The sequence below is a fragment of the Patiriisocius sp. Uisw_047 genome, assembly GCF_047730165.1.
Taxonomy (GTDB): Bacteria; Bacteroidota; Bacteroidia; order Flavobacteriales; family Flavobacteriaceae; genus Patiriisocius.
This window is the reverse complement of record NZ_CP159834.1, coordinates 23,775-47,917: the sequence shown is the minus strand read 5'-3', so window position 1 is coordinate 47,917 and position 24,143 is coordinate 23,775. Positions and strand designations below refer to the sequence as shown.

At 37.6% G+C, this 24,143-nt stretch carries 13 protein-coding genes and 2 tRNA genes; 14 read left to right on the top strand and 1 reads right to left on the bottom strand.

The annotated features are described in order from the left end of the window. Nucleotides 1-126: 126 nt before the first annotated feature. The 12 genes from ABXT71_RS00200 (at nucleotide 127) to ABXT71_RS00145 (ending at nucleotide 13,436) form a co-directional block, all read left to right on the top strand. A tRNA-Thr gene (locus tag ABXT71_RS00200) sits at nucleotides 127-198 on the top strand. Between the two features lie 53 nt (nucleotides 199-251). Continuing rightward, on the top strand, nucleotides 252-1,439 hold the full coding sequence (gene tuf / locus ABXT71_RS00195) for an elongation factor Tu (protein ID WP_415371794.1): 1,188 nt from the start codon (nucleotides 252-254) through the stop codon (nucleotides 1,437-1,439). Between the two features lie 116 nt (nucleotides 1,440-1,555). After that, nucleotides 1,556-1,628 (top strand) — tRNA-Trp (locus tag ABXT71_RS00190). A gap of 55 nt (nucleotides 1,629-1,683) precedes the next feature. Next, nucleotides 1,684-1,872 carry a preprotein translocase subunit SecE gene (gene secE / locus ABXT71_RS00185; protein WP_415371793.1) on the top strand — a complete coding sequence of 63 codons (189 nt, stop codon included), beginning with the start codon at nucleotides 1,684-1,686 and terminating at the stop codon, nucleotides 1,870-1,872. Between the two features lie 5 nt (nucleotides 1,873-1,877). Continuing rightward, nucleotides 1,878-2,432, top strand: coding sequence for a transcription termination/antitermination protein NusG (gene nusG / locus ABXT71_RS00180; protein WP_415373115.1), 555 nt, complete (start codon nucleotides 1,878-1,880; stop codon nucleotides 2,430-2,432). A gap of 65 nt (nucleotides 2,433-2,497) precedes the next feature. Beyond that, nucleotides 2,498-2,935, top strand: coding sequence for a 50S ribosomal protein L11 (rplK, locus tag ABXT71_RS00175; RefSeq protein WP_415371792.1), 438 nt, complete (start codon nucleotides 2,498-2,500; stop codon nucleotides 2,933-2,935). A 21-nt stretch (nucleotides 2,936-2,956) separates the two neighbouring features. Continuing rightward, a complete protein-coding gene (gene rplA / locus ABXT71_RS00170; RefSeq protein WP_415371791.1) occupies nucleotides 2,957-3,652 on the top strand; it encodes a 50S ribosomal protein L1 in 696 nt (231 codons plus the stop codon). Nucleotides 3,653-3,664: 12 nt separating this feature from the next. Further along, nucleotides 3,665-4,183 (top strand): 50S ribosomal protein L10, encoded by a 519-nt coding sequence (rplJ, locus tag ABXT71_RS00165; protein ID WP_415371790.1) that lies wholly within the window; start codon nucleotides 3,665-3,667, stop codon nucleotides 4,181-4,183. Between the two features lie 91 nt (nucleotides 4,184-4,274). After that, nucleotides 4,275-4,646 carry a 50S ribosomal protein L7/L12 gene (gene rplL, locus ABXT71_RS00160; RefSeq protein ID WP_415371789.1) on the top strand — a complete coding sequence of 124 codons (372 nt, stop codon included), beginning with the start codon at nucleotides 4,275-4,277 and terminating at the stop codon, nucleotides 4,644-4,646. 136 nt (nucleotides 4,647-4,782) lie between these two features. After that, nucleotides 4,783-8,595, top strand: a complete 3,813-nt coding sequence (gene rpoB, locus ABXT71_RS00155) for a DNA-directed RNA polymerase subunit beta (RefSeq protein WP_415371788.1) — start codon at nucleotides 4,783-4,785, stop codon at nucleotides 8,593-8,595. 105 nt (nucleotides 8,596-8,700) lie between these two features. Continuing rightward, on the top strand, nucleotides 8,701-13,002 hold the full coding sequence (gene rpoC, locus ABXT71_RS00150) for a DNA-directed RNA polymerase subunit beta' (protein WP_415371787.1): 4,302 nt from the start codon (nucleotides 8,701-8,703) through the stop codon (nucleotides 13,000-13,002). Nucleotides 13,003-13,121: 119 nt separating this feature from the next. Beyond that, nucleotides 13,122-13,436 carry a DUF3467 domain-containing protein gene (locus tag ABXT71_RS00145; RefSeq protein WP_415371786.1) on the top strand — a complete coding sequence of 105 codons (315 nt, stop codon included), beginning with the start codon at nucleotides 13,122-13,124 and terminating at the stop codon, nucleotides 13,434-13,436. A gap of 122 nt (nucleotides 13,437-13,558) precedes the next feature. Here ABXT71_RS00145 and ABXT71_RS00140 read toward each other — a convergent pair whose 3' ends face one another. Beyond that, nucleotides 13,559-15,169, bottom strand: a complete 1,611-nt coding sequence (locus ABXT71_RS00140) for a peptide chain release factor 3 (protein ID WP_415371785.1) — start codon at nucleotides 15,167-15,169, stop codon at nucleotides 13,559-13,561. 777 nt (nucleotides 15,170-15,946) lie between these two features. Between ABXT71_RS00140 and ABXT71_RS00135 the strand changes: the two genes are divergently transcribed. Together ABXT71_RS00135 and ABXT71_RS00130 are read left to right on the top strand one after the other, a co-directional pair. Further along, the gene (locus ABXT71_RS00135; RefSeq protein ID WP_415371784.1) at nucleotides 15,947-23,140 is read left to right on the top strand and encodes an ice-binding family protein; all 7,194 of its coding nucleotides are present in this window, start codon (nucleotides 15,947-15,949) and stop codon (nucleotides 23,138-23,140) included. A 58-nt stretch (nucleotides 23,141-23,198) separates the two neighbouring features. Beyond that, nucleotides 23,199-24,140, top strand: a complete 942-nt coding sequence (locus ABXT71_RS00130) for a type IX secretion system membrane protein PorP/SprF (RefSeq protein ID WP_415371783.1) — start codon at nucleotides 23,199-23,201, stop codon at nucleotides 24,138-24,140. The last annotated feature ends 3 nt before the right edge of the window (nucleotides 24,141-24,143 follow it).

Sequence of the window (24,143 nt, the reverse complement as noted above, 5' to 3'; positions counted from 1 at the left end):
GTCTCCCACTCAAATTTCACCTTCACTTTTAGTGAGGGATTTCCTGTTTTATAGAAGCAGGTAATAAAGGCTCTTTTGAGTATAGGGTTTTAATGTAAGAATTAAAACATACATCTTGCAAAAATCGCCGGTGTAGCTCAGGGGTAGAGCGTTTCCTTGGTAAGGAAGAGGTCACGAGTTCAATTCTCGTCATTGGCTCAATAAGAATAAGAATTACAATTGAACACTAATATATAACTAATAAATACAAAATGGCAAAGGCAACATATGATCGTTCGAAACCACATTTAAATGTAGGTACCATTGGACACGTAGATCACGGTAAAACAACATTAACAGCTGCTATTACTAAGGTGATGGCTGATGCTGGATTTTCAGAGGCTTCGGCTTTTGATCAAATTGACAACGCTCCTGAAGAAAAGGAACGTGGTATAACAATTAACTCTTCTCACGTTGAGTATGCGACGGCTAACCGTCACTACGCACACGTTGACTGTCCTGGTCACGCCGATTATGTAAAAAACATGGTAACCGGTGCTGCACAGATGGATGGAGCAATTTTAGTTGTTGCTGCAACAGATGGACCAATGCCACAAACACGTGAGCACATCCTTTTAGGACGTCAGGTAGGTATTCCACGTATCGTTGTGTTTATGAATAAAGTAGATATGGTTGATGATGAGGAGTTACTTGAACTAGTTGAGATGGAGGTAAGAGATCTTTTATCTTTCTACGAGTATGATGGTGATAATGGACCTGTAATCGCTGGTTCTGCGCTTGGTGCATTGAACGGTGAGCAAAAATGGGTTGATACAGTTTTAGAATTAATGGAAGCTGTTGATACTTGGATCGAAGAGCCATTAAGAGAAATCGATAAGCCTTTCTTAATGCCTATTGAAGATGTATTTTCAATTACTGGTCGTGGAACTGTAGCTACAGGACGTATCGAAACAGGAATTGGCAACACGGGAGACCCTGTTGAGATTATTGGTATGGGAGCTGAGAAATTGACTTCAACTATTACTGGTATTGAAATGTTCCGTCAGATCCTTGATAGAGGTGAAGCTGGAGATAACGCAGGTATCTTATTAAGAGGTATTGAGAAGTCTCAAATTTCAAGAGGTATGGTAATTGTTAAGCCAGGATCTGTAACACCACACGCTAAGTTTAAAGCTGAGGTTTACGTATTGAAAAAAGAAGAAGGTGGACGTCACACTCCATTTCATAATAACTACCGTCCACAGTTTTACGTACGTACAACTGATGTAACGGGTAACATTTCTCTTCCTGATGGAGTTGAAATGGTGATGCCTGGTGATAACTTGACTATCCATGTTGAGTTAATCTCTGCTATCGCGATGAGCGTAGGTTTACGTTTTGCAATCCGTGAGGGTGGTAGAACTGTAGGTGCAGGTCAGGTTACTGAGATTTTAGACTAATTATTTAGTCAAGAATAATGAGAGTAAAGGTGTCCGCCATTCGGCGGACGCCTTGACTTTTATAACGGGTACAGTATTCTAGTAGTTCGCTAGTAGAATTCAAATAACCTTTAGATACGGGATTAGCTCAGTTGGTAGAGCACTGGTCTCCAAAACCAGGTGTCGTGAGTTCGAGTCTCCCATCCCGTGCAAAAAGAAAAACTAGAACACTAGTTTTCAATTAAAGTTCAAAAACCAAAATACAATGGTTGATTATATAAAAGAATCTTGGAATGAGCTCACGAATCACGTGACTTGGCCTACTTGGGCAGAAGCTCAACGTCTTACAGTTATTGTTGCAGTTTTCTCTGTAGTGTTAGCATTAGTTGTTTGGGGTATTGACACTGTGTTTAGCGGTGCGATTGACAGGTATTTCACATGGATCAAGTCGTAAGTAAGATGACCGAAACAAAAAGCACAAAAAAGTGGTATGTTGTTCGTTCAGTAAGCGGGCAAGAAAATAAGATCAAAGCATATCTTGAATCTGAGATTACGCGTCTTAACTTGGCTGATTATATTGAGCAAATTCTTGTTCCTACTGAAAAGGTAATCCAAATACGTAATGGAAAGAAAGTTCAAAAAGAACGTGTTTTCTTCCCGGGGTATATTATGGTTCAGGCAAGTTTAGCAGGCGAAATTCCACATATTATAAAATCTATAAATGGTGTGATAGGTTTCTTAGGAGAAACTAAAGGTGGGGAGCCGGTGCCGTTGCGTCAAGCAGAGGTTAATCGTATGCTAGGTAAGGTTGATGAGTTGGCAATACAAGATGATAACGTTAATATTCCCTTTACTATAGGAGAAACTATCAAAGTAATTGATGGACCTTTTAATGGATTTAACGGAACGGTTGAGAAAATCAACGAAGAAAAACGTAAGCTTGAGGTTATGGTGAAGATTTTCGGAAGAAAAACACCATTAGAATTAAGCTACATGCAAGTAGAGAAGATTTAACTGTTACAGTATAATAGGTTTGTTCTTAGGCTTCCACTTATGAATGACCAAATTAAATTTTAGAAATGGCAAAAGAAATTGATAAAGTAGTAAAACTGCAAGTTAGAGGCGGTGCTGCAAATCCATCTCCTCCGGTAGGACCTGCATTAGGTGCGGCTGGTGTGAACATTATGGAGTTTTGTAAGCAATTTAACGCAAGAACTCAAGACAAGCAGGGTAAAATACTTCCAGTTGCGATTACGGTATTTAAGGACAAGTCTTTTGACTTTGTTATTAAGACACCTCCAGCGGCAGTACAGATACTAGAAGCTGCCAAAATTAAAAGTGGCTCAGGAGAACCGCACGTACGTAAAGTTGCAACTATTACTTGGGAACAAGTAAGAGCTATTGCAGAAGACAAACAACCCGATTTAAACTCATTTACTGTTGAGTCTGGGATGAAGATGGTGGCTGGTACAGCGCGCTCTATGGGAGTTAAAATAAAAGGAGCAGCTCCTTTTTAATCAAGAAAAGAATCTATCAAAATGGCAAGATTAACTAAAAAGCAAAAAGAAGCAAGTGCAAAGGTGGAGGCTAGAACCTACTCTGTTGCAGAAGCATCTGCTTTAATTAAAGATATCACCAACACAAACTTTGATCCTTCTGTAGATCTAGCGATACGTCTTAATGTAGACCCTCGTAAAGCAAATCAGATGGTAAGAGGTGTGGTTACTTTACCGCACGGTACAGGTAAGGACGTAAAGGTGTTGGCGCTAGTTACTCCAGATAAAGAAGCAGAAGCTCTAGAAGCAGGTGCTGATTTCGTGGGGTTAGACGAATACCTCGAAAAGATTAAAGGAGGGTGGACAGACGTTGATGTAATTGTAACGATGCCAAGTGTTATGGGTAAGTTAGGACCGTTAGGTCGTGTATTAGGACCTCGTGGACTAATGCCTAACCCAAAGACTGGTACTGTGACAATGGATGTCGCTAAAGCAGTTTCTGATGTAAAATCTGGTAAAATTGACTTTAAAGTTGATAAGACTGGAATCGTACATGCAGCAGTTGGAAAAGCATCTTTTGATGCTGAGAAAATTGCAGGAAACGCAAGAGAATTATTAACTACAATCGTAAAGTTGAAGCCACAAGGTTCAAAGGGAGTTTATATCAAGAGTATATTTATGTCTAGCACGATGAGTCCTAGTGTAGAGATTGATACTAAACGCTTTACTGATCAGTAAAAGATAGAAATTATGACAAGAGAAGAAAAATCAAAAGTAATTGAAAACTTAACTGCGCAGTTAACTGATAGTCCTATTATCTATTTAGCAGATATTTCAGGGTTAAACGCTTTACAGAGTTCTAACTTACGTCGTGCTTGTTTTAAAGCAGGAGTAAAGATAGCTGTAGTTAAAAATACATTGCTTGAAAAAGCAATGGAGAGTTCAGATAAGGATTTTGGAGCACTTCCTGAAACGTTAAAGGGGAATACCTCTATAATGACTTCAGATACTGGTAATGCACCAGCTAAAGTGATTAAAGAATTCAGAAAAAAATCTGAAAAGCCTTTATTAAAAGGAGCATATATTGAAGAAGCTGTCTATGTAGGAGATGATCAACTAGAGAACCTAGTAAACATCAAATCTAAAGAAGAAGTTATTGGAGATATTATTGGTCTATTACAATCACCTGCTAAAAATGTTATTTCTGCTCTTAAGAGTGGTGGTACTACAATCGCTGGGCTTGTTAAGACGCTTCAAGAAAGAGGATAGTCCTTTGATCATCTCTTAAGAAGGTGGTATTGGATTTTAAGAATGCACTAATTAAATACAAATAATACAAATTAAATTAAAACGATAGAAAATGGCAGATTTAAAAGATTTCGCAGAAAAATTAGTTAACCTTACTGTAAAAGAAGTTAACGAATTAGCAACTATATTAAAAGATGAGTACGGTATCGAACCTGCTGCTGCAGCTGTAGTAGTTGGTGGTGGTGCTGGAGCTGGTGAAGAAGTTGAGGAGCAGTCAGAATTTGACGTAATCCTTACTGCAGCTGGTGGTTCTAAACTAGCAGTTGTAAAACTAGTTAAAGAATTAACTGGTGCTGGTCTTAAAGACGCTAAGGATTTAGTAGACAATGCTCCTTCTCCAATTAAGGAAGGTGTTTCTAAAGACGAAGCTGAGGCTTTAAAAGCTCAATTAGAAGAAGCTGGAGCAGAGGTTGAGCTTAAGTAAGCTACCACAACTCCAAACCTTAAGGTTTAGGTCTTCCGATTCACTCGGAAAGACCTAGACCATTTTGTGTATATATAGGTTTACAATTTTTAGGGTATACACATACACCATTTAATTAAATTAATTCCGTCCATAGATGTCAGCAACGTTAACTGAAAGATTGAATTTTTCTTCTGTCCAAAACAAGCCGGATTACCCGGATTTTCTGGATATTCAGATCAAATCCTTCCAGGATTTTTTCCAGTTAGAAACAAAATCAGATGAAAGAGGCCAAGAAGGACTTTACAAGACCTTCTTAGAGAATTTCCCAATTACAGATACACGCAACCAGTTCGTATTAGAATTTTTAGATTACTTCGTAGATCCACCAAGATATGGGATTCAAGAGTGTATCGAGCGTGGTCTAACTTATAGCGTGCCGTTAAAAGCCCGTTTAAAATTATACTGTACAGATCCAGAACATGAAGATTTTGAGACTATTGTACAAGACGTTTATTTAGGTACTATTCCTTACATGACCCCATCTGGTACTTTCTGTATCAACGGTGCAGAGCGTGTAGTAGTATCTCAGTTACACCGTTCGCCTGGTGTATTCTTTGGACAATCATTCCACGCAAATGGAACTAAATTATATTCTGCCAGAGTAATTCCTTTTAAAGGATCTTGGATAGAATTTGCTACCGATATTAACAGCGTTATGTACGCTTATATTGATAGAAAGAAAAAATTACCTGTTACAACGCTTTTCCGTGCTATCGGTTTTGAAAGAGATAAAGATATTCTTGAGATATTTGATCTTGCCGAAGAGGTGAAAGCATCTAAAACAGGTCTTAAAAAATACCTAGGTCGTAAACTTGCTGCGCGTGTTTTAAAAACATGGCATGAGGATTTCGTAGATGAAGATACTGGTGAAGTAGTTTCTATCGAACGTAACGAAATCATTTTAGACCGTGATACGGTATTGGAAAAAGATCATATCGATGAGATTATAGACTCTGGTAGTAAGACTATCTTATTACATAAAGAGGATAATCATATGTCAGATTATGCCATTATCCATAATACATTACAAAAGGATCCTACAAACTCTGAGAAAGAGGCAGTAGAGCATATCTATAGACAATTACGTAACGCTGAACCGCCTGATGAAGAGACCGCCCGTGGTATCATCAATAAGTTATTCTTCTCTGACCAGAGATATAACTTAGGAGAGGTAGGACGTTATAGAATGAACAAGAAATTACAATTAGATATTCCTATGGACAAGCAAGTCTTGACCAAAGAAGATATCATTACAATTGTAAAATATTTAATTGAACTTATCAACTCTAAGGCAGAGATTGATGATATTGATCACTTATCTAACCGTCGTGTACGTACTGTAGGTGAACAATTGTCATCTCAGTTTGGTGTAGGTCTTGCTCGTATGGCAAGAACGATCCGTGAGCGCATGAATGTGCGTGATAACGAGGTTTTTACACCTATAGATTTGATTAATGCAAAGACCCTTTCTTCAGTAATTAATTCTTTCTTCGGAACGAACCAGTTATCGCAGTTTATGGATCAAACCAATCCACTGGCCGAAATCACGCACAAGCGTCGTTTATCAGCCCTTGGACCTGGAGGTTTATCAAGAGAAAGAGCAGGATTTGAGGTGCGTGATGTTCACTATACACACTACGGAAGATTATGCCCTATTGAAACTCCTGAAGGACCAAACATTGGACTTATTTCTTCACTTTCTGTATATGCAAAAGTGAACAACTTAGGATTTATTGAAACTCCTTACAGAAAAGTAACAGATGCTAAGATTGACTTTAAAAATGAGCCAATTTATTTATCTGCGGAAGAAGAAGAAGGACAATTAATTGCACAAGCTAACATCCCATTAACTAAAGATGGAACGATAGACTCTGCAAAGGTTATTGCTCGTATGGAGGGTGATTTCCCGGTAGTAGAACCAACAGCTGTAAATTATGCAGATGTTGCGCCAAACCAGATATCATCTATTTCGGCTTCATTAATTCCTTTCTTGGAACATGATGATGCCAACCGTGCATTGATGGGATCGAATATGATGCGTCAAGCGGTACCTTTATTAATTGCAGATTCACCTATTGTAGGTACTGGTCTTGAAAGACAAGTAGCTAGTGATTCTAGAGTATTGATTAACGCAGAAGGAGATGGAGTTGTAGAGTATGTAGATTCTCGTGAGATTACTATTAAATATGACCGTTCTGAGGAAGCTCGTATGGTAAGTTTTGAAAGTGATGAGAAGACCTATAAGCTCGTGAAGTTTAGAAAAACCAATCAAGGTACTTCTATTAACCTTAAGCCAATTGTTTCTAAGGGAGATAGAGTAAAGAAAGGACAAGTATTGTGTCAAGGGTATGCTACCGAGAAAGGGGAGCTTGCACTGGGTCGTAATATGAAAGTTGCCTTTATGCCTTGGAAAGGATATAACTTTGAGGATGCAATTGTAATTTCAGAAAGAGTGGTACGTGAAGATATCTTTACATCCATCCACATAGATGAATACTCACTTGAAGTTAGAGATACTAAATTAGGTAATGAAGAACTTACTAATGATATCCCTAACGTTTCAGAAGAAGCAACAAAAGATCTTGACGAAAACGGAATGATCCGTATTGGAGCAGAAGTGAAGCCTGGTGATATATTAATAGGTAAAATTACTCCTAAGGGAGAAAGTGATCCTACTCCAGAAGAGAAATTACTTCGGGCTATCTTTGGTGATAAAGCTGGAGATGTAAAAGATGCATCTTTAAAAGCGTCGCCTTCTTTACACGGTGTTGTTATTAACAAGAAGTTATTTGCACGTGCTGTAAAAGATAAGCGCAAGAGAGCGAAGGATAAAGAAGATATTGAAATCCTAGAAGCACAATTTGATGCTAAATTTGATGGATTACAAGATGCTTTAGTAGACAAGTTATTTACAATTGTATCTGGTAAAACAGCGCAAGGAGTAAGTAATGATTTAGGGGAAGTTGTTTTTCCAAAAGGAAAGAAATTTACCTTGAAGATGCTTAACTCTGTGGACGATTACACACACTTAACAGGTGGTACTTGGACAACAGATGATGCGACTAACACGTTAGTGGCAGATTTAATGCACAACTACAAGATTAAAGAAAACGATTTACAAGGAAACCTTCGTCGTGATAAATTTACTATTTCGGTAGGGGATGAATTACCTTCTGGAATCTTAAAACTTGCTAAAGTATATATCGCTAAAAAGCGTAAACTTAAAGTAGGTGATAAGATGGCGGGACGTCACGGTAACAAAGGTATTGTTGCAAGAATCGTTAGAGATGAAGATATGCCATTCTTAGAAGATGGGACTCCAGTAGATATCGTGTTGAACCCGCTTGGGGTGCCATCACGTATGAACATTGGTCAGATTTATGAAACGGTACTTGGTTGGGCAGGTCAAAAATTAGGTCGTAAGTATGCGACTCCTATTTTTGATGGTGCAACAATAGACCAGATTAATGAGTTGACAGATGAAGCTGGTATTCCACGTTTTGGACATACTTATTTATATGATGGTGGAACAGGACAACGTTTTGATCAGCCTGCTACGGTAGGAATCATTTATATGCTTAAACTAGGGCATATGGTTGATGACAAGATGCACGCACGTTCTATAGGACCTTACTCATTAATTACACAACAACCATTAGGTGGTAAAGCACAGTTTGGTGGTCAGCGTTTTGGTGAGATGGAGGTATGGGCACTGGAAGCATATGGTGCTTCTAGTACGCTTAGAGAAATATTGACTGTTAAATCTGATGATGTAATCGGTAGAGCTAAGACATACGAGAGTATTGTTAAAGGTGAAGCGATGCCAGAGCCGGGTCTTCCAGAATCGTTCAACGTATTGATGCACGAACTGAAAGGTTTAGGACTTGACATTAGATTAGAAGAATAAATTTAGGTCCCTGCTTCGGCGGGGACTATTTAGACTTCCTTCGGAAATTTTAAGCAACGATTAAAATTTCTTTTTTAACAACATTACAATTTATTTTACAGCATTATGGCAAGAAATAATCATGAACAACCGGCGAAGAAATTTGAGAAAATTTCTATAGGATTAGCATCACCAGAATCTATTTTAGCAGAATCTAAAGGTGAAGTTTTAAAGCCAGAAACAATAAACTACCGCACGCACAAACCTGAGCGTGACGGTCTTTTCTGTGAGCGTATATTTGGTCCTGTAAAGGATTATGAGTGTGCTTGTGGTAAATACAAAAGAATTCGCTACAAAGGGATCGTATGTGACCGTTGTGGTGTAGAGGTAACTGAAAAGAAAGTACGTAGAGATAGAGTAGGACATATTAGTCTTGTAGTGCCAGTTGCACATATCTGGTATTTCCGTAGTTTACCTAATAAAATAGGATACTTACTTGGATTACCATCTAAGAAATTAGATATGATCATTTACTACGAACGATATGTAGTAATCCAACCAGGTATTGCTAAGAATGAAGAAGGAGAACCAGTACAGAATTTGGATTTCCTAACAGAAGAAGAGTATCTAACAATTTTAGACAGTCTTCCACAGGAAAACTTATACTTAGATGATGAAGACCCTAACAAGTTTATCGCTAAGATGGGTGCTGAATGTTTGATAGATTTATTAAAGCGCATAGATTTAAATGCACTATCATTTGAGTTACGTCACAAAGCAAATAACGAAACGTCTAAGCAACGTAAGACAGAAGCACTTAAGAGACTTCAGGTTGTAGAGGCTTTGCGTGATGCAAATAAGACTAGAGAGAACAATCCTGAGTGGATGATTATGAAGGTTGTACCGGTGATCCCACCAGAATTACGTCCTTTAGTTCCCCTAGATGGTGGTCGTTTTGCAACGTCAGATTTAAATGACCTGTATCGTCGTGTAATTATCCGTAACAATCGTTTAAAGCGATTAATGGAAATTAAGGCACCAGAAGTAATTTTGCGTAATGAGAAGCGTATGCTTCAAGAATCTGTAGATTCTTTATTTGATAATACACGTAAATCTTCTGCAGTAAAAACAGATAGTAACCGTCCCTTAAAGTCACTTTCAGATTCATTGAAAGGGAAGCAAGGTCGTTTCCGTCAAAACTTACTTGGTAAGCGTGTTGATTATTCTGCACGTTCTGTAATTGTTGTAGGACCAGAACTTAAATTATTTGAGTGTGGTATTCCTAAAGACATGGCAGCAGAATTATACAAGCCATTCGTGATTCGTAAGTTGATCGAACGTGGTATTGTAAAAACAGTAAAATCTGCAAAGAAAATAATAGACAAGAAAGAACCGGTAGTATGGGATATTCTTGAGAATGTATTGAAAGGACACCCTGTGATGCTTAACCGTGCGCCAACGTTGCACAGACTAGGTATACAGGCTTTTCAACCAAAATTGATTGAAGGAAAAGCAATCCAACTGCACCCATTAGTATGTACGGCCTTTAACGCCGATTTTGATGGGGATCAAATGGCTGTTCACCTTCCACTTGGACCAGAAGCAATATTAGAATGTCAGTTATTAATGCTGGCTTCTCACAATATTCTGAATCCTGCTAACGGTTCGCCAGTAGCAGTACCTTCTCAGGATATGGTCTTGGGTCTTTACTATATGACAAAACTTCGTAAGTCTACGGAAGATGTTATAGTAAAAGGGGAAGGCTTAACGTTCTACTCAGAAGAAGAAGCAATGATCGCTTACAATGAGAAGATGGTAGATCTTAATGCTGAAATCAGAATTAGAACAAAAGATTTTGATGAGAATGGAGATTTAAAGCTTCAGATTGTAACAACTACTTTAGGTAGAGTTATTTTTAATGAGCACGTACCAGAAGTTGCAGGATATATTAACGAAGTTTTGACTAAAAAGTCTTTACGTGATATTATTGGTGATATTCTTGCGGTAACAAGTGTGCCAGAAACGGCAGAATTTCTTGATGCAATTAAAACCTTAGGATATAAGTTTGCCTTTGAAGGGGGGCTATCGTTTAGTCTTGGTGATATTATTATACCACCAGAGAAGCAACAAATGATTGATGATGCAAATACGCAAGTAGATGCAATTGTAGGGAACTACAACATGGGTCTTATTACAAACAACGAACGTTACAATCAAGTTATTGATATCTGGACGGCAACAAACGCAGAATTGACAGAATTGTCTATGAAGCGTATCCGTGAAGATCAACAAGGGTTTAACTCGGTATATATGATGCTTGATTCTGGAGCACGTGGATCTAAAGAACAGATTCGTCAGCTTACAGGTATGCGTGGATTAATGGCGAAGCCTAAGAAATCTAACAGTGGAGGAGGAGAGATAATTGAAAATCCAATTCTTTCTAACTTTAAGGAAGGACTTTCAATTCTTGAATATTTTATCTCTACTCACGGTGCTCGTAAAGGTCTTGCCGATACGGCACTAAAAACTGCCGATGCAGGATATTTAACAAGACGTCTAGTAGATGTATCTCAAGATGTAATTGTGAATGAAGAAGACTGTGGTACCCTAAGAGGTATTGAAGTTTCTTCATTGAAGAAGAATGAAGAAGTAGTAGAAACATTAGGAGCACGTATTGTAGGTAGAACTGCATTAAATGATGTGATCAATCCATTGACTAAAGAAGTTATAGTAGAATCTGGACAGCACATCTATGAAAAAGCAGCAGCAGCAATTGAAGCTTCGCCGTTAGAAACGGTAGAAGTACGTTCTGCACTTACATGTGAGGCTAAGAAAGGAATCTGTACACAATGTTACGGTAGAAACTTAGCAACCAATAAAATGGTTCAGCGAGGTGAGGCTGTAGGTGTTGTAGCAGCACAATCTATTGGGGAACCAGGTACACAGTTAACACTGCGTACATTCCATGTTGGAGGGGTTGCAAGTAATATTTCAGATGAAAATAAATTAACAGTTAAGTTTGATGGTATTGCTGAGATTGAAGATCTAAAAACTGTGAAAGGTGAAGATTCAGAAGGAAAGCCAATTGATATCGTTATTTCTCGTACATCTGAGGTTAAATTAGTTGATAAGAAGACTGGAATTACATTGAGTACTAACAGTATTCAGTATGGTTCTTCCATCTTTGTAAAGAATGGTGATACCCTTAAAGCTGGAGATGTTGTTTCACAATGGGATCCATATAACGGAGTTATTATTTCTGAATTTGCTGGTAAGATCAAGTATGAAAATATCGATCAAGGTATTACATACTCAGTTGAGATTGATGAGCAAACAGGATTCCAAGAAAAAGTAATTACAGAATCAAGAGATAAGAAAAAGATACCGACCTTACAAATTATGGGTAAAAAGGATGAAGTGATTCGTTCTTATAACTTACCAGTAGGTGCCTTGATATCTGTTGAGGATGGAGAGAAAATTAAGATAGGAAAGATTCTTGTAAAAATTCCTAGAAAATCTGCTAAAGCAGGTGATATTACTGGAGGTTTACCACGTGTAACAGAATTGTTTGAAGCACGTAACCCTTCTAATCCTGCTGTAGTAAGTGAGATTGATGGTGTTGTTTCCTTCGGAAAAATCAAACGCGGTAACCGTGAGATTATCGTAGAGTCTAAGCTTGGGGAAGTAATGAAATATCTAGTGAAGTTAAGTAATCAGATTCTTGTACAAGAAAATGATTATGTACGTGCAGGAATGCCACTTTCTGATGGTTCTATTACGCCTGCAGACATCTTGAGAATTAAAGGGCCATCTGCTGTACAGCAGTACTTAGTGAACGAAGTACAAGAGGTATATCGTTTACAAGGGGTGAAGATTAATGACAAGCACTTTGAGGTTGTTGTTCGTCAGATGATGCGTAAAGTGCGTATTGTTGATAGTGGAGATACAACGTTCTTAGAGAATCAATTGGTTCATAAATCTGACTTTATTCTTGAAAACGATAAGATCTTTGGTCTTAAGATAGTAGAGAATGCGGGAGATTCTGACACTTTAAAAGAAGGACAGATGTTAACTGCAAGAGAGTTACGTGATGAGAATTCTATTTTAAGAAGAGCAGATAAGGCCTTAGCAGAGGCAAGAGATGCAGTTAACGCAACAGCAACTCCTATTCTACAAGGTATTACAAGAGCATCGCTACAAACCAAGTCATTTATCTCAGCGGCGTCGTTCCAGGAGACAACCAAAGTGTTAAACGAAGCTGCAGTAGCAGGTAAGGTTGATAGCTTAGAAGGTCTTAAAGAAAACGTAATTGTTGGTAAGCGTATTCCAGCTGGTACCGGTATGAGAAGATACGATACGATTATCGTAGGTTCTAAGGAAGAGCTAGAAGAAATGACAAAGGAAAAAGAAGAAGTGAACTTCAATTAATACGAAGGTAGCTTTTATAATAATTCAAAATCCCGTGACAGTAGTTGCGGGATTTTGTATTTTTAAAAAACTAAAAGGGTACGGGTTTAGCGTACGCTTAACTATTAAAGCAAAGAATAATGGCCGAAGATAAAAAACCAAAACAAGGACAATTAAATATAGAACTGGATGCAGATGTAGCTCAAGGTATTTACAGCAACCTAGCGATCATTAATCACTCGCAATCTGAGTTTGTAGTAGACTTTGTTTCTATAATGCCAGGAGTGCCTAAAAGCAAAGTGAAATCTAGAATTGTACTAACCCCTCAACATGCAAAACGGTTTTTAAAAGCGTTACACGAAAATGTGTCGAGGTTTGAAAAACAACATGGTGTTATAAAAGAGCAAAAGCAACCAGCTATTCCAATTAATTTTGGTCCGACTGGCGAGGCTTAGAAACGTTATAGTTTCATCTTTATATTTAATAACAAAGCCCATCTGGTTATTTCCAGATGGGCTTTGTTAGCTTATTTAGTCTAGTTTTGAAATAACACAAGTGCTTAAATTTACATTTGTAACTATAATACCTCCTTATCGGCTTTTTCAAACTCACTTACAAAATGCAATTTTACGTTAGGATATTTACTTTGTGTCATTTGTAATGTAAATGAAGAATCTGCAAAGAATACGAGCTGACCACGTTTGTCTTTCGCTAAGAATTTTGATTTAACTCTCTTGAAATCTATAAACTCAGCACTCTTAGGGTCCATTGCTTGTACCCAGCAGGCTTTGTGGACATTTAGGTTTTCATACCTGCAGATAGCTCCATATTCGTGTTCTAGTCTATATTGTATTACCTCAAACTGAAGAGCACCGACCGTTCCAATAGCCTTTCGACCATTTAATTCTAAGGTAAATAATTGGGCAACACCTTCATCCATCAATTGATCAATCCCTTTTTCAAGCTGCTTGCTCTTCATTGGATCTGCATTGTTAATGTACTTAAAGAACTCTGGAGAGAAGCTTGGTATACCTTTGTACTTCATCTCTTCTCCTTCGGTAAGCGTATCTCCTATTTTAAAACTGCCGGTATCATGCAGGCCTACAATATCTCCTGGGTATGAAATATCTACGATTTGTTTTTTCTCTGCAAAGAAAGCATTGGGACTAGAAAATTTCATTTTCTTACCATTACGCACGTGTAGATAGTTTGTATTACGCTCAAAGGTTCCCGAAACAATCTTTACAAAAGCTAAGCGATCTCTGTGCTTAGGGTCCATATTAGCGTGAATTTTAAACACGAATCCTGAGAATTCTTTTTCCTCTGGTCTTACTAAACGGGTGTTACTGGATTTGGGTTGAGGTTCAGGAGCTATTTCGATAAAACAGTCGAGTAATTCTCTTACTCCAAAACTGTTTAAGGCAGAACCGAAGAATACGGGTTGTAGTTTGCCTTCTAAATATTCTGTTCTGTCAAACTCTGGGTATATTCCTTGCACGAGCTCTAGTTCTTCTCTTAATATTTCTGCAGCAGATGCCCCTATTAATGTATCCAGTTCAGGGCTAGAAAGATCTTCGATCTCTATAGTTTCTTCAATATTCTTGCGGCTATCACCACTAAAGAGATTTACATTCTTTTCCCAGATATTGTAGATTCCTTTAAAATCATATCCCATACCGATAGGAAAAGATAGGGGTGTAACCCGAAGTTTCAGTTTTTGTTCGATCTCATCTAAAAGTTCAAATGCATCTTTACCTTCACGATCTAGTTTGTTAATAAACACAATCATTGGAATATTGCGCATTCTACAAACTTCTACCAGTTTTTCTGTTTGCTCTTCAACACCTTTTGCAACATCAATCACTACAATAACGCTATCTACTGCTGTGAGGGTTCTAAAGGTATCTTCAGCAAAATCCTTGTGTCCTGGAGTATCGAGAATATTAATCTTAATACCCTCGTACTCAAAAGCAAGTACGGATGTTGCAACAGAAATTCCACGCTGACGCTCTATTTCCATAAAGTCACTTGTGGCCCCTTTTTTTATTTTATTACTCTTAACGGCTCCTGCTTCTTGAATGGCGCCACCAAAGAGTAGGAGTTTTTCTGTAAGCGTTGTTTTTCCGGCATCGGGATGCGAAATGATACCGAAAGTTTTACGTCTGTTTATTTCTTTTTGTAAAGACATTTTGTAATAAATTAGCGGGCAAATATACAGCTAGTTTGTAACATTCCATAGTTGATTAGGGTGGTAAATCAGTTCGCTTTTAGCCCTTCTGAGGGGTGTGATAGCGTCTCTAAGCTTAGCGTATTGAAGTCGAACACCCCTTTTAATGGAGGAAGCTGGTCGAGAAGCGCTTTTTTGCAAGGTATGTTTTTATTTGTCCTACAATTATATAGGAAGTTATAACTATATGCTCTACAGTTAGATAGCGCTATTTTATTCACTATATGTGGATTTATGTGATGAAATTCAATTTAAAGCGTAAGTAATATCCTACAGCAATCGTCTTGAGAATGTATCTTTTAGTGTATTATGTCGTGTATATTTGTCAGTTCAGCGAAAAAGAATATTGAAATCAATAAGTTTAAAGATTGTCACTATTTTTGTCAGCCATAGGAGATGATTCGTTATTACCCAAATTAATTTAAATAAAATAAAGATTTACAAGTGATTTGAATACAGCGAATATATGGATTTAAAACTATTTTTAAAGGATTGTTATTCTTTGATGTTAGTTTGAGTAACTCACAAAAAATGAATTCAATTTATTACACTTAAAATTTCAACGTTTTATAATTTAGTTAATATTGAATTTGATAACCGTTGCCTACTGTTTTTTAGTTTTTACTACAGTATAGTGTTGAAGAATTAGATAAAAATATAATAGCCGCGTTAAAATCGGTACAGCGTATATATTTATAAAATAAACAAATTACAGAACCACCCTTACAACTCTTAGTTATGAAGAAAATACTACTTTTAAGTTTAACAACTATCGCGCTATTACTAGCACCTAATATAAGTTTTGGTCAAACTCCTCTTGATTTGGGATTGCTTGATACATATCAGGCATTCACAGGAGTGGGTGCGGTTACAAATCACGGCGAAGTGTTTGATGGCGATGCAGGGACACACAATGGTATAATTAGCGGTGCCGGGTTTCTGGCATCAAATGGATACACTGGTACTTTAGCCCAAAGTTTAAGTCAATTGGCTTTTGATGCGAAACAGAACTTGATACTTTTGTATATTCATGTTAGTGATGTTCCAGTTTCTAATACCCATACTCCTAGCTTTGGAGGGGGTGAAACTCTTTTCCCTGGAGTTTATTCTATTGGTGGCGCTGGTTCAATAGCCGGAACTCTTATTCTTGATGGACAAAATGATCCTAATGCTTTTTTTATAATTAAATTAGAAGGAGCACTTTCTGTAGATGCAAGTTCATCAATTTTTTTAAGTAATGGAGCACAAGCTGCTAATGTTTACTTTGTTGCTGAAGGACCTATTTCTGTTGGGGCAAATAGTGTAATAAAAGGAACGCTAATGTCTCATCCAGGAGCAGTTAGTATTGGTACAGATTGTGACATAGAAGGAAGACTTTTTTCTTCAGAAGGAGCTATAACTATAGGTGCTGGCACTGTGGCAAGTAAACCTAAAGGTGTAAATAATATACCGGTAAATTGTGTGGGTAGTTGTGATTCGATTCCCGCTCTCGATGTTTTAGGAAGTGTAAAAAAATTCGCTCTTTTTACCAGTTACGGTTCTGTAGCAAATGCTGCTTTGTCTGGAGTTGTTGGTGACATTGGATCAAATAATGGACCTGTAACTGGCATAGATCCGTCAACTCATTTAGGATTTAAGCACCCTTCTGGTGGTCTTGTAACAGCACAAGCCGCAGTAGATTTAGACTATGCGTATAGTCAACTTATCGCGATACCAAATACCGTATTAGGTCATGCGCCAGCGTTTGGGTCTGGAGAAACCCTCTTTACTGGAGTTTATTCTATTGCAGCAGCAGGATCTTTAGCAGGAACTCTCGTTTTAGATGGTAATGGAGATCCCAATGCATCATTTGTTTTTAAGTTTGGTGGAGGTTTTTCAGTAGCGGCACAAGCAAAAGTAATTTTGAAAAATGGAGCTCGTCGTTGTAATATATTTTGGATTGCCGAGGGTGCCATTTCTATGGGTACTTTTTCAGTTATGAAAGGAACACTTCTTGCTCATGATGGTGCCTGTACAATGGGGGCAAATGGAAATCTAGAAGGAAGAATGCTTTCTACAGACGGGGCTATTGGATTTAGTACAGGTGTAATTTATAATGATACGCTTTGTCCTGGAAATGTTACACCTGTGGCTCATGATCAAGCAGTTTGTTCTGATGGATCACCAACTCAATCACTAACTGCTCAAGCGACCTTTAATGCTGTCAATGGAGGCATTCAATGGTGGGATGCTGCAATTGGAGGTAATGTCGTTCAAAATCCTACTCAAGTTGGTCCTGGGACCTCAACATATTGGGCCTTATATACGAACGGGAATTACCAGGGCGCAGCTAGAACGCCTGTTGTTGTAACTATCAATGATTGTAAAATTGCTATAGTTAAGACAGGGTTATTTTCAGACACGAACAATGATGGATGCGCGGATGTTGGGGAAACCATTGACTATACATTTGCGGTAACTAATGAAGGAACCGTAAGTCTATCAGATATTGTAGTTACTGATCCTTTATTAGCAGCGCAAAACCCAGTAGTGTCAATCGATTATGTTTCGGGTGATAATGGTTTAACTGGAGTAGTGGGCGTGTTAGATTTAACAGAAACTTGGATATATACAGCAAGTTATGTGCTTACTCAAAATGATATTGATGCCGGTGTGTTAATCAATCAAGCTGCGGTAAAAGGTGCTGCGCCAAAGATTACATACCCTGTTGCCTCAGTTCCAAATACTGAGGATGTAACCGATCTATCTGATCATACTAGTGTAATAGGGGATGACCCAACGGTAACTACTGTGCCTCAGTGCCCTGTGATAGCTATTGTTAAAAAAGGGAAGTTAACTCAAAATTCTTGTGCTGTTGCAGGCGATACTATTGATTATACCTTTGAAGTTACTAACGAAGGAAATGTAAGTTTATCGAACATTAACGTAACCGACCCATTATTTATAGCTCCAAATCCAATTGTTGCTATTAATTATATTAATGGAGATCTTAACGCCGATAATATTTTAGACGTTGGTGAGAATTGGGAGTACACTGCGATTTATGTAATGACTCAGAATGATATTATTACTGGGAGAGTTCTTAATCAAGCCACGGTTGAAGGTACTCAACCAAACTTAATTGTAATATCAGATTTATCAGATGATAACTCAGTTTTAGAAGATGATCCTACGGAAACTTTTACTTGCCCTATTGCAATTGTCAAAAAAGGGGAGTTAAGTGATGGTTCATGTGCAATTGCAGGAGATACTATTGATTATACATTTACAGTAACCAATCGTTGGGATAATAGCCTATCAAACATTAACGTAACCGACCCACTAGTTCCAATAATCACATACGTATCAGGAGATACAAATTTAAATTCACGATTAGACGTAGCGGAGGCTTGGATTTACACAGGAATCTATACAATTACTCAGAATGATGTTATTGCTGGGATGGTTACTAATCAAGCCATGGCTAAAGGTGATTTTAATCTAGTTCAATACGATGATCTATCAGATGATAACTCAGTTTTAGAAAATGATCCTACGGTAACATATACTTGTCCTATTGCAATTGTCAAAGAGGGAGAGATAAATGCTTTAGTTGGAGATTGTGCTGTTGCAGGAGATATTATTAATTATACATTCACAGTAACCAATCAATCTAATGAAAGTCTATTAGCTATAAATGTGACAGACCCATTAGTTCCAATAATTACATACGTATCAGGAGATACAAATAACGATTCGCTTTTAGATGTAACAGAGACTTGGATTTACACAGGAGTCTATACGCTTGTTCAGGTAGATATTGTCGCTGGTCAGGTAACTAATCAAGCCACGGTTTTAGGTAATTTTGTCAATGGAGTTTTAGTAACAGACTTATCGGGGGCAACAATTAATGATAATGATCCTACGGTAACATATACTTGTCCTATTGCAATTGTCAAAGAGGGAGAGTTAAATGTAGATTGTGCTGTTGCAGGAGATACTATTACTTATACATTCACAGTAACCAATCAATCGAATGAAAGTCTATCTGCTATAAATGTGACAGATCCATTAGTTCCAATAATCACATACGTATCAGGAGATACAAATTTAGATAATCTATTGGATGTAACGGAGATATGGATTTACACAGGAACCTATATCCTTGTTCAGGCAGATATTGTCGCAGGTCAGGTAACTAATCAAGCCACGGTTGTAGGTAATCTTGTCAATGGGACTTTAGTAACAGACTTATCAGGAGCAACAATTAATGATAATAATCCTACGGTAACATATACTTGTCCTATTGCAATTGTCAAAGAGGGAGAGTTAAATGTAGATTGTGCTGTTGCAGGAGATACTATTACTTATACATTCACAGTAACCAATCAATCGAATGAAAGTCTATCGGCTATAAATGTGACAGACCCATTAGTTCCAATAATTACATACGTATCAGGAGATACAAATAACGATTCACGTTTAGATGTAACGGAGATCTGGATTTACACAGGAACCTATACGCTTGTTCCGGCAGATATTGTCGCTGGTCAGGTAACTAATCAAGCCACGGTTGTAGGTAATCTTGTCAATGGGACTTTAGTAACAGACTTATCAGGAGCAACAATTAATGATGATGATCCTACGGTAACATATACTTGCCCTATTGCAATTGTCAAAAAAGGGGAGTTAAGTGGTGGTTCATGTGCAATTGCAGGAGATACTATTACTTATACATTCACAGTAACCAATCAATCGAATGAAAGTCTATCGGCTATAAATGTGACAGACCCATTAGTTCCAATAATCACATACGTATCAGGAGATTCAAATTTAGATAATCTATTAGATGTAACGGAGATATGGATTTACACAGGAATCTATACGCTTGTTCCGGCAGATATTGTCTCTGGTCAGGTAACTAATCAAGCCACGGTTGTAGGTAATCTTGTCAATGGGACTTTAGTAACAGACTTATCAGGAGCAACAATTAATGATGATGATCCTACGGTAACATTTACTTGCCCTATTGCAATTGTCAAAAAAGGGGAGTTAAGTGGAGGTTCATGTGCTGTTGCAGGAGATACTATTACTTATACATTCACAGTAACCAATCAATCGAATGAAAGTCTATCGTCTATAAATGTGACAGACCCATTAGTTCCAATAATTACATACGTATCAGGAGATACAAATAACGATTTACTTTTAGATGTAACAGAGACTTGGATTTACACAGGAACCTATACCCTTATTCAGGCAGATATTGTCGCTGGTCAGGTAACTAATCAGGCCACGGTTGTAGGTAATCTTGTCAATGGAACTTTAGTATCAGATTTATCAGGAGCAACAATTAATGACAATGATCCTACGGTAACATATACTTGCCCTATTGCAATTGTCAAAGAGGGAGAGTTAAATGTAGATTGTGCTGTTGCAGGAGATACTATTACTTATACATTCACAGTAACCAATCAATCGAATGAAAGTCTATCGTCTATAAATGTGACAGACCCATTAGTTCCAATAATTACATACGTATCAGGAGATACAAATAACGATTCACTTTTAGATGTAACAGAGACTTGGATTTACACAGGAACCTATACCCTTATTCAGGCAGATATTGTCGCTGGTCAGGTAACTAATCAAGCCACGGTTGTAGGTAACCTTGTAAATGGAACTTTAGTAACAGACTTATCAGGAGCAACAGTTAATGATAATGATCCTACGGTAACATATACTTGTCCCATTGCAATTGTCAAAGAGGGAGAGTTAAGTGATGGTTCATGTGCAATTGTAGGAGATACTATTACTTATACATTCACAGTAACCAATCAATCGAATGAAAGTCTATCGGCTATAAATGTGACAGACCCATTAGTTCCAATAATCACATACGTATCAGGAGATACAAATAACGATTCACTTCTAGATGTAACTGAGATATGGATTTACACAGGAACCTATACGCTTGTTCCGGCAGATATTGTCTCTGGTCAGGTAACTAATCAAGCCACGGTTGTAGGTAACCTTGTAAATGGAACTTTAGTAACAGACTTATCAGGAGCAACAATTAATGATAATGATCCTACGGTAACATATACTTGTCCTATTGCAATTGTCAAAGAGGGAGAGTTAAATGTAGATTGTGCTGTTACAGGAGATACTATTACTTATACATTCACAGTAACCAATCAATCGAATGAAAGTCTATCGTCTATAAATGTGACAGACCCATTAGTTCCAATAATTACATACGTATCAGGAGATACAAATAACGATTTACTTTTAGATGTAACAGAGACTTGGATTTACACAGGAACCTATACCCTTGTTCAGGCAGATATGGTCGCTGGTCAGGTGACTAATCAAGCCAAGGTTGAAGGTAATCTTGTAAATGGAACTTTAGTAACAGACTTGTCAGGAGCAACAATTACAGATAATATTCCAACGGTAACATATACTTGTTTTATTGCAATTGTGAAAGAGGGAGAGTTAAATGCTTTAGCTGGAGATTGTGCTGTTGCAGGAGATACTATTACTTATACATTCACAGTAACTAATCAAGGGAATCAAATTCTATCGGCTATAAATGTGACGGACCCATTGGTCCCAATAATCACATATGTATCAGGAGATACAAATAACGATTCACTTCTAGATGTAACTGAGATATGGATTTACACAGGAATCTATACCCTTGTTCAGTCTGATATCGATGCTGGAATGGTTACTAATCAAGCCACGGTTTTAGGTACTGCTGCAGACGGAACTGTTGTATCTGATCTGTCGGGAGCAACAATTAATGATGATGACCCTACGGTAACATATACTTGTCCTATTGCAATTGTCAAAGAGGGAGAGTTAAATGGAGATTGTGCTGTTGCAGGAGATGCAATTACTTATACATTCACAGTGACCAATCAATCGAATGAAAGTCTATCGGCTATAAATGTGACAGACCCATTAGTTCCAATAATCACATATGTATTAGGAGATACAAATAACGATTCACTTCTAGATGTAACTGAGATATGGATTTACACAGGAATCTATACCCTTGTTCAGTCTGATATCGATGCTGGAATGGTTACTAATCAAGCTACGGTTGTGGGTACTGCTGCAGACGGAACTGTTGTATCTGATCTGTCAGGAGCAACAATTAATGATGATGATCCTACGGTAACTGGGATGTGTCAAATTTCTGGACTATCAGTTGAGAAGACAGGTGTATGGGAAGACATTGATGGTAGTTTATCTGGAAATGAGGGTGATATGATCAGCTATACTTTTATTATTACTAACACTGGTCAAGTTACTTTATACGACGTTCAAATAGACGACCCGCTGCCAGGTGTTGTTGTTGTTGGAGGTCCAATAGCTCAATTAGATCCTGGAGAAACTGATACGACTACGTTTACTGCTACCTATACAATCACTGATGCTGATGTTCTAGAAGGAGAATTTCGAAATCAAGCTATTGGTAGCGGATATACATTTACAGGAGATCTTGTAGAAGACACATCTGATGATCCAAATAATCCAACCAATGTAGACATTAATGGTGATGGTGATCCAGACGATGTAACAGTAACGATTATTCCATTGATTCTTGGTAATTTGGAAATATTTAATGGTATAACCCCTGATGGTGATGGTAAAAATGAATACTTTGAAATATCAGGTATTGAGGACTATCCTAATAACACGATGCAGATTTTTAACAGATGGGGAGTATTGGTTTACGAGACCACTGGTTATGAAAATGATGAGTTTGGAAATGTCTTTAAAGGATATTCTAACGGTAGAGCGACCATTAATAACGATGAATTATTACCAACAGGAACGTATTTCTATATCTTGAACTTCAAGGGGCCAGATTTACCAGAATCACTAGGTGAATTAATTCCGAAAAGCACTTTCACTGGATACTTATACATCAATAGATAATCAAATAATATAAAAATGCTGGGAGGCAGTCTTGCCTCCCAAATTTAAATTTATACTCATGAAAAAATTATACTTTTTATTATTTATATCTTGTACGCTGTTCTCTTTACAGAGTAATGCCCAGCAAGATCCTCAGTACACGCAGTATATGTATAACCCGCAGACTATAAACCCTGCCTATGCTGGTTCTAGAGATGCTACTACGTTTGGGTTACTTTTGCGCACCCAATGGGTTAGTTTAGAGGGTGCTCCAAAGACGGGAACCTTCAGTGCAAATACCCCACTTGGTGCTCTAGAGAATATGGGATTAGGATTTTCTATTGTTTCAGAAACAATAGGGCCATCTGTAGATACTAATGTTACTGTTGATTATGCATATCATATTAACACAAATGATGTAAATAAGTTGTCATTTGGTATCAAAGCTGGTATTGATTTATTAGATGTAGATTTTAATAAACTACAAGTAGCAGATTTGGGAGATCCTAGATTTCAGAATAACATCGATAATAAGTTACAACCCCAATTTGGAGCAGGAGTATTTTATTATTCGGATAATTATTATATAGGCTTGTCTACCCCTAATATCTTAAAGACTAAACACTTTGATGAGTCTAGTTTAGAGGACACTCAAGTTACTTCAGTAGGCAGTGAGAGTATTCACTATTTTTTAAGTGCAGGGTATGTGCTTAAAATAAATGATGGCTTAAAATTTAAGCCAGCTACGTTGATAAAAGCGGTAAGTGGTGCCCCATTGCAATGGGATGTATCTGCAAATTTTTTATATAATGAAAAGTTTACCTTAGGTCTTGCATATAGATGGAGTGCAGCGATGAGTGGGATGGCTGGTTTCCAAGTTTCTGACGAAATGTTTATAGGGGTTGCTTACGATTACCAAACCACAGATATAGAAGCCTTCGGAAACGGATCTTATGAAATGATGTTGCGATACGATATTTTCAATAAACCAGAAAGAGTACTTACTCCTAGATTCTTTTAAAAC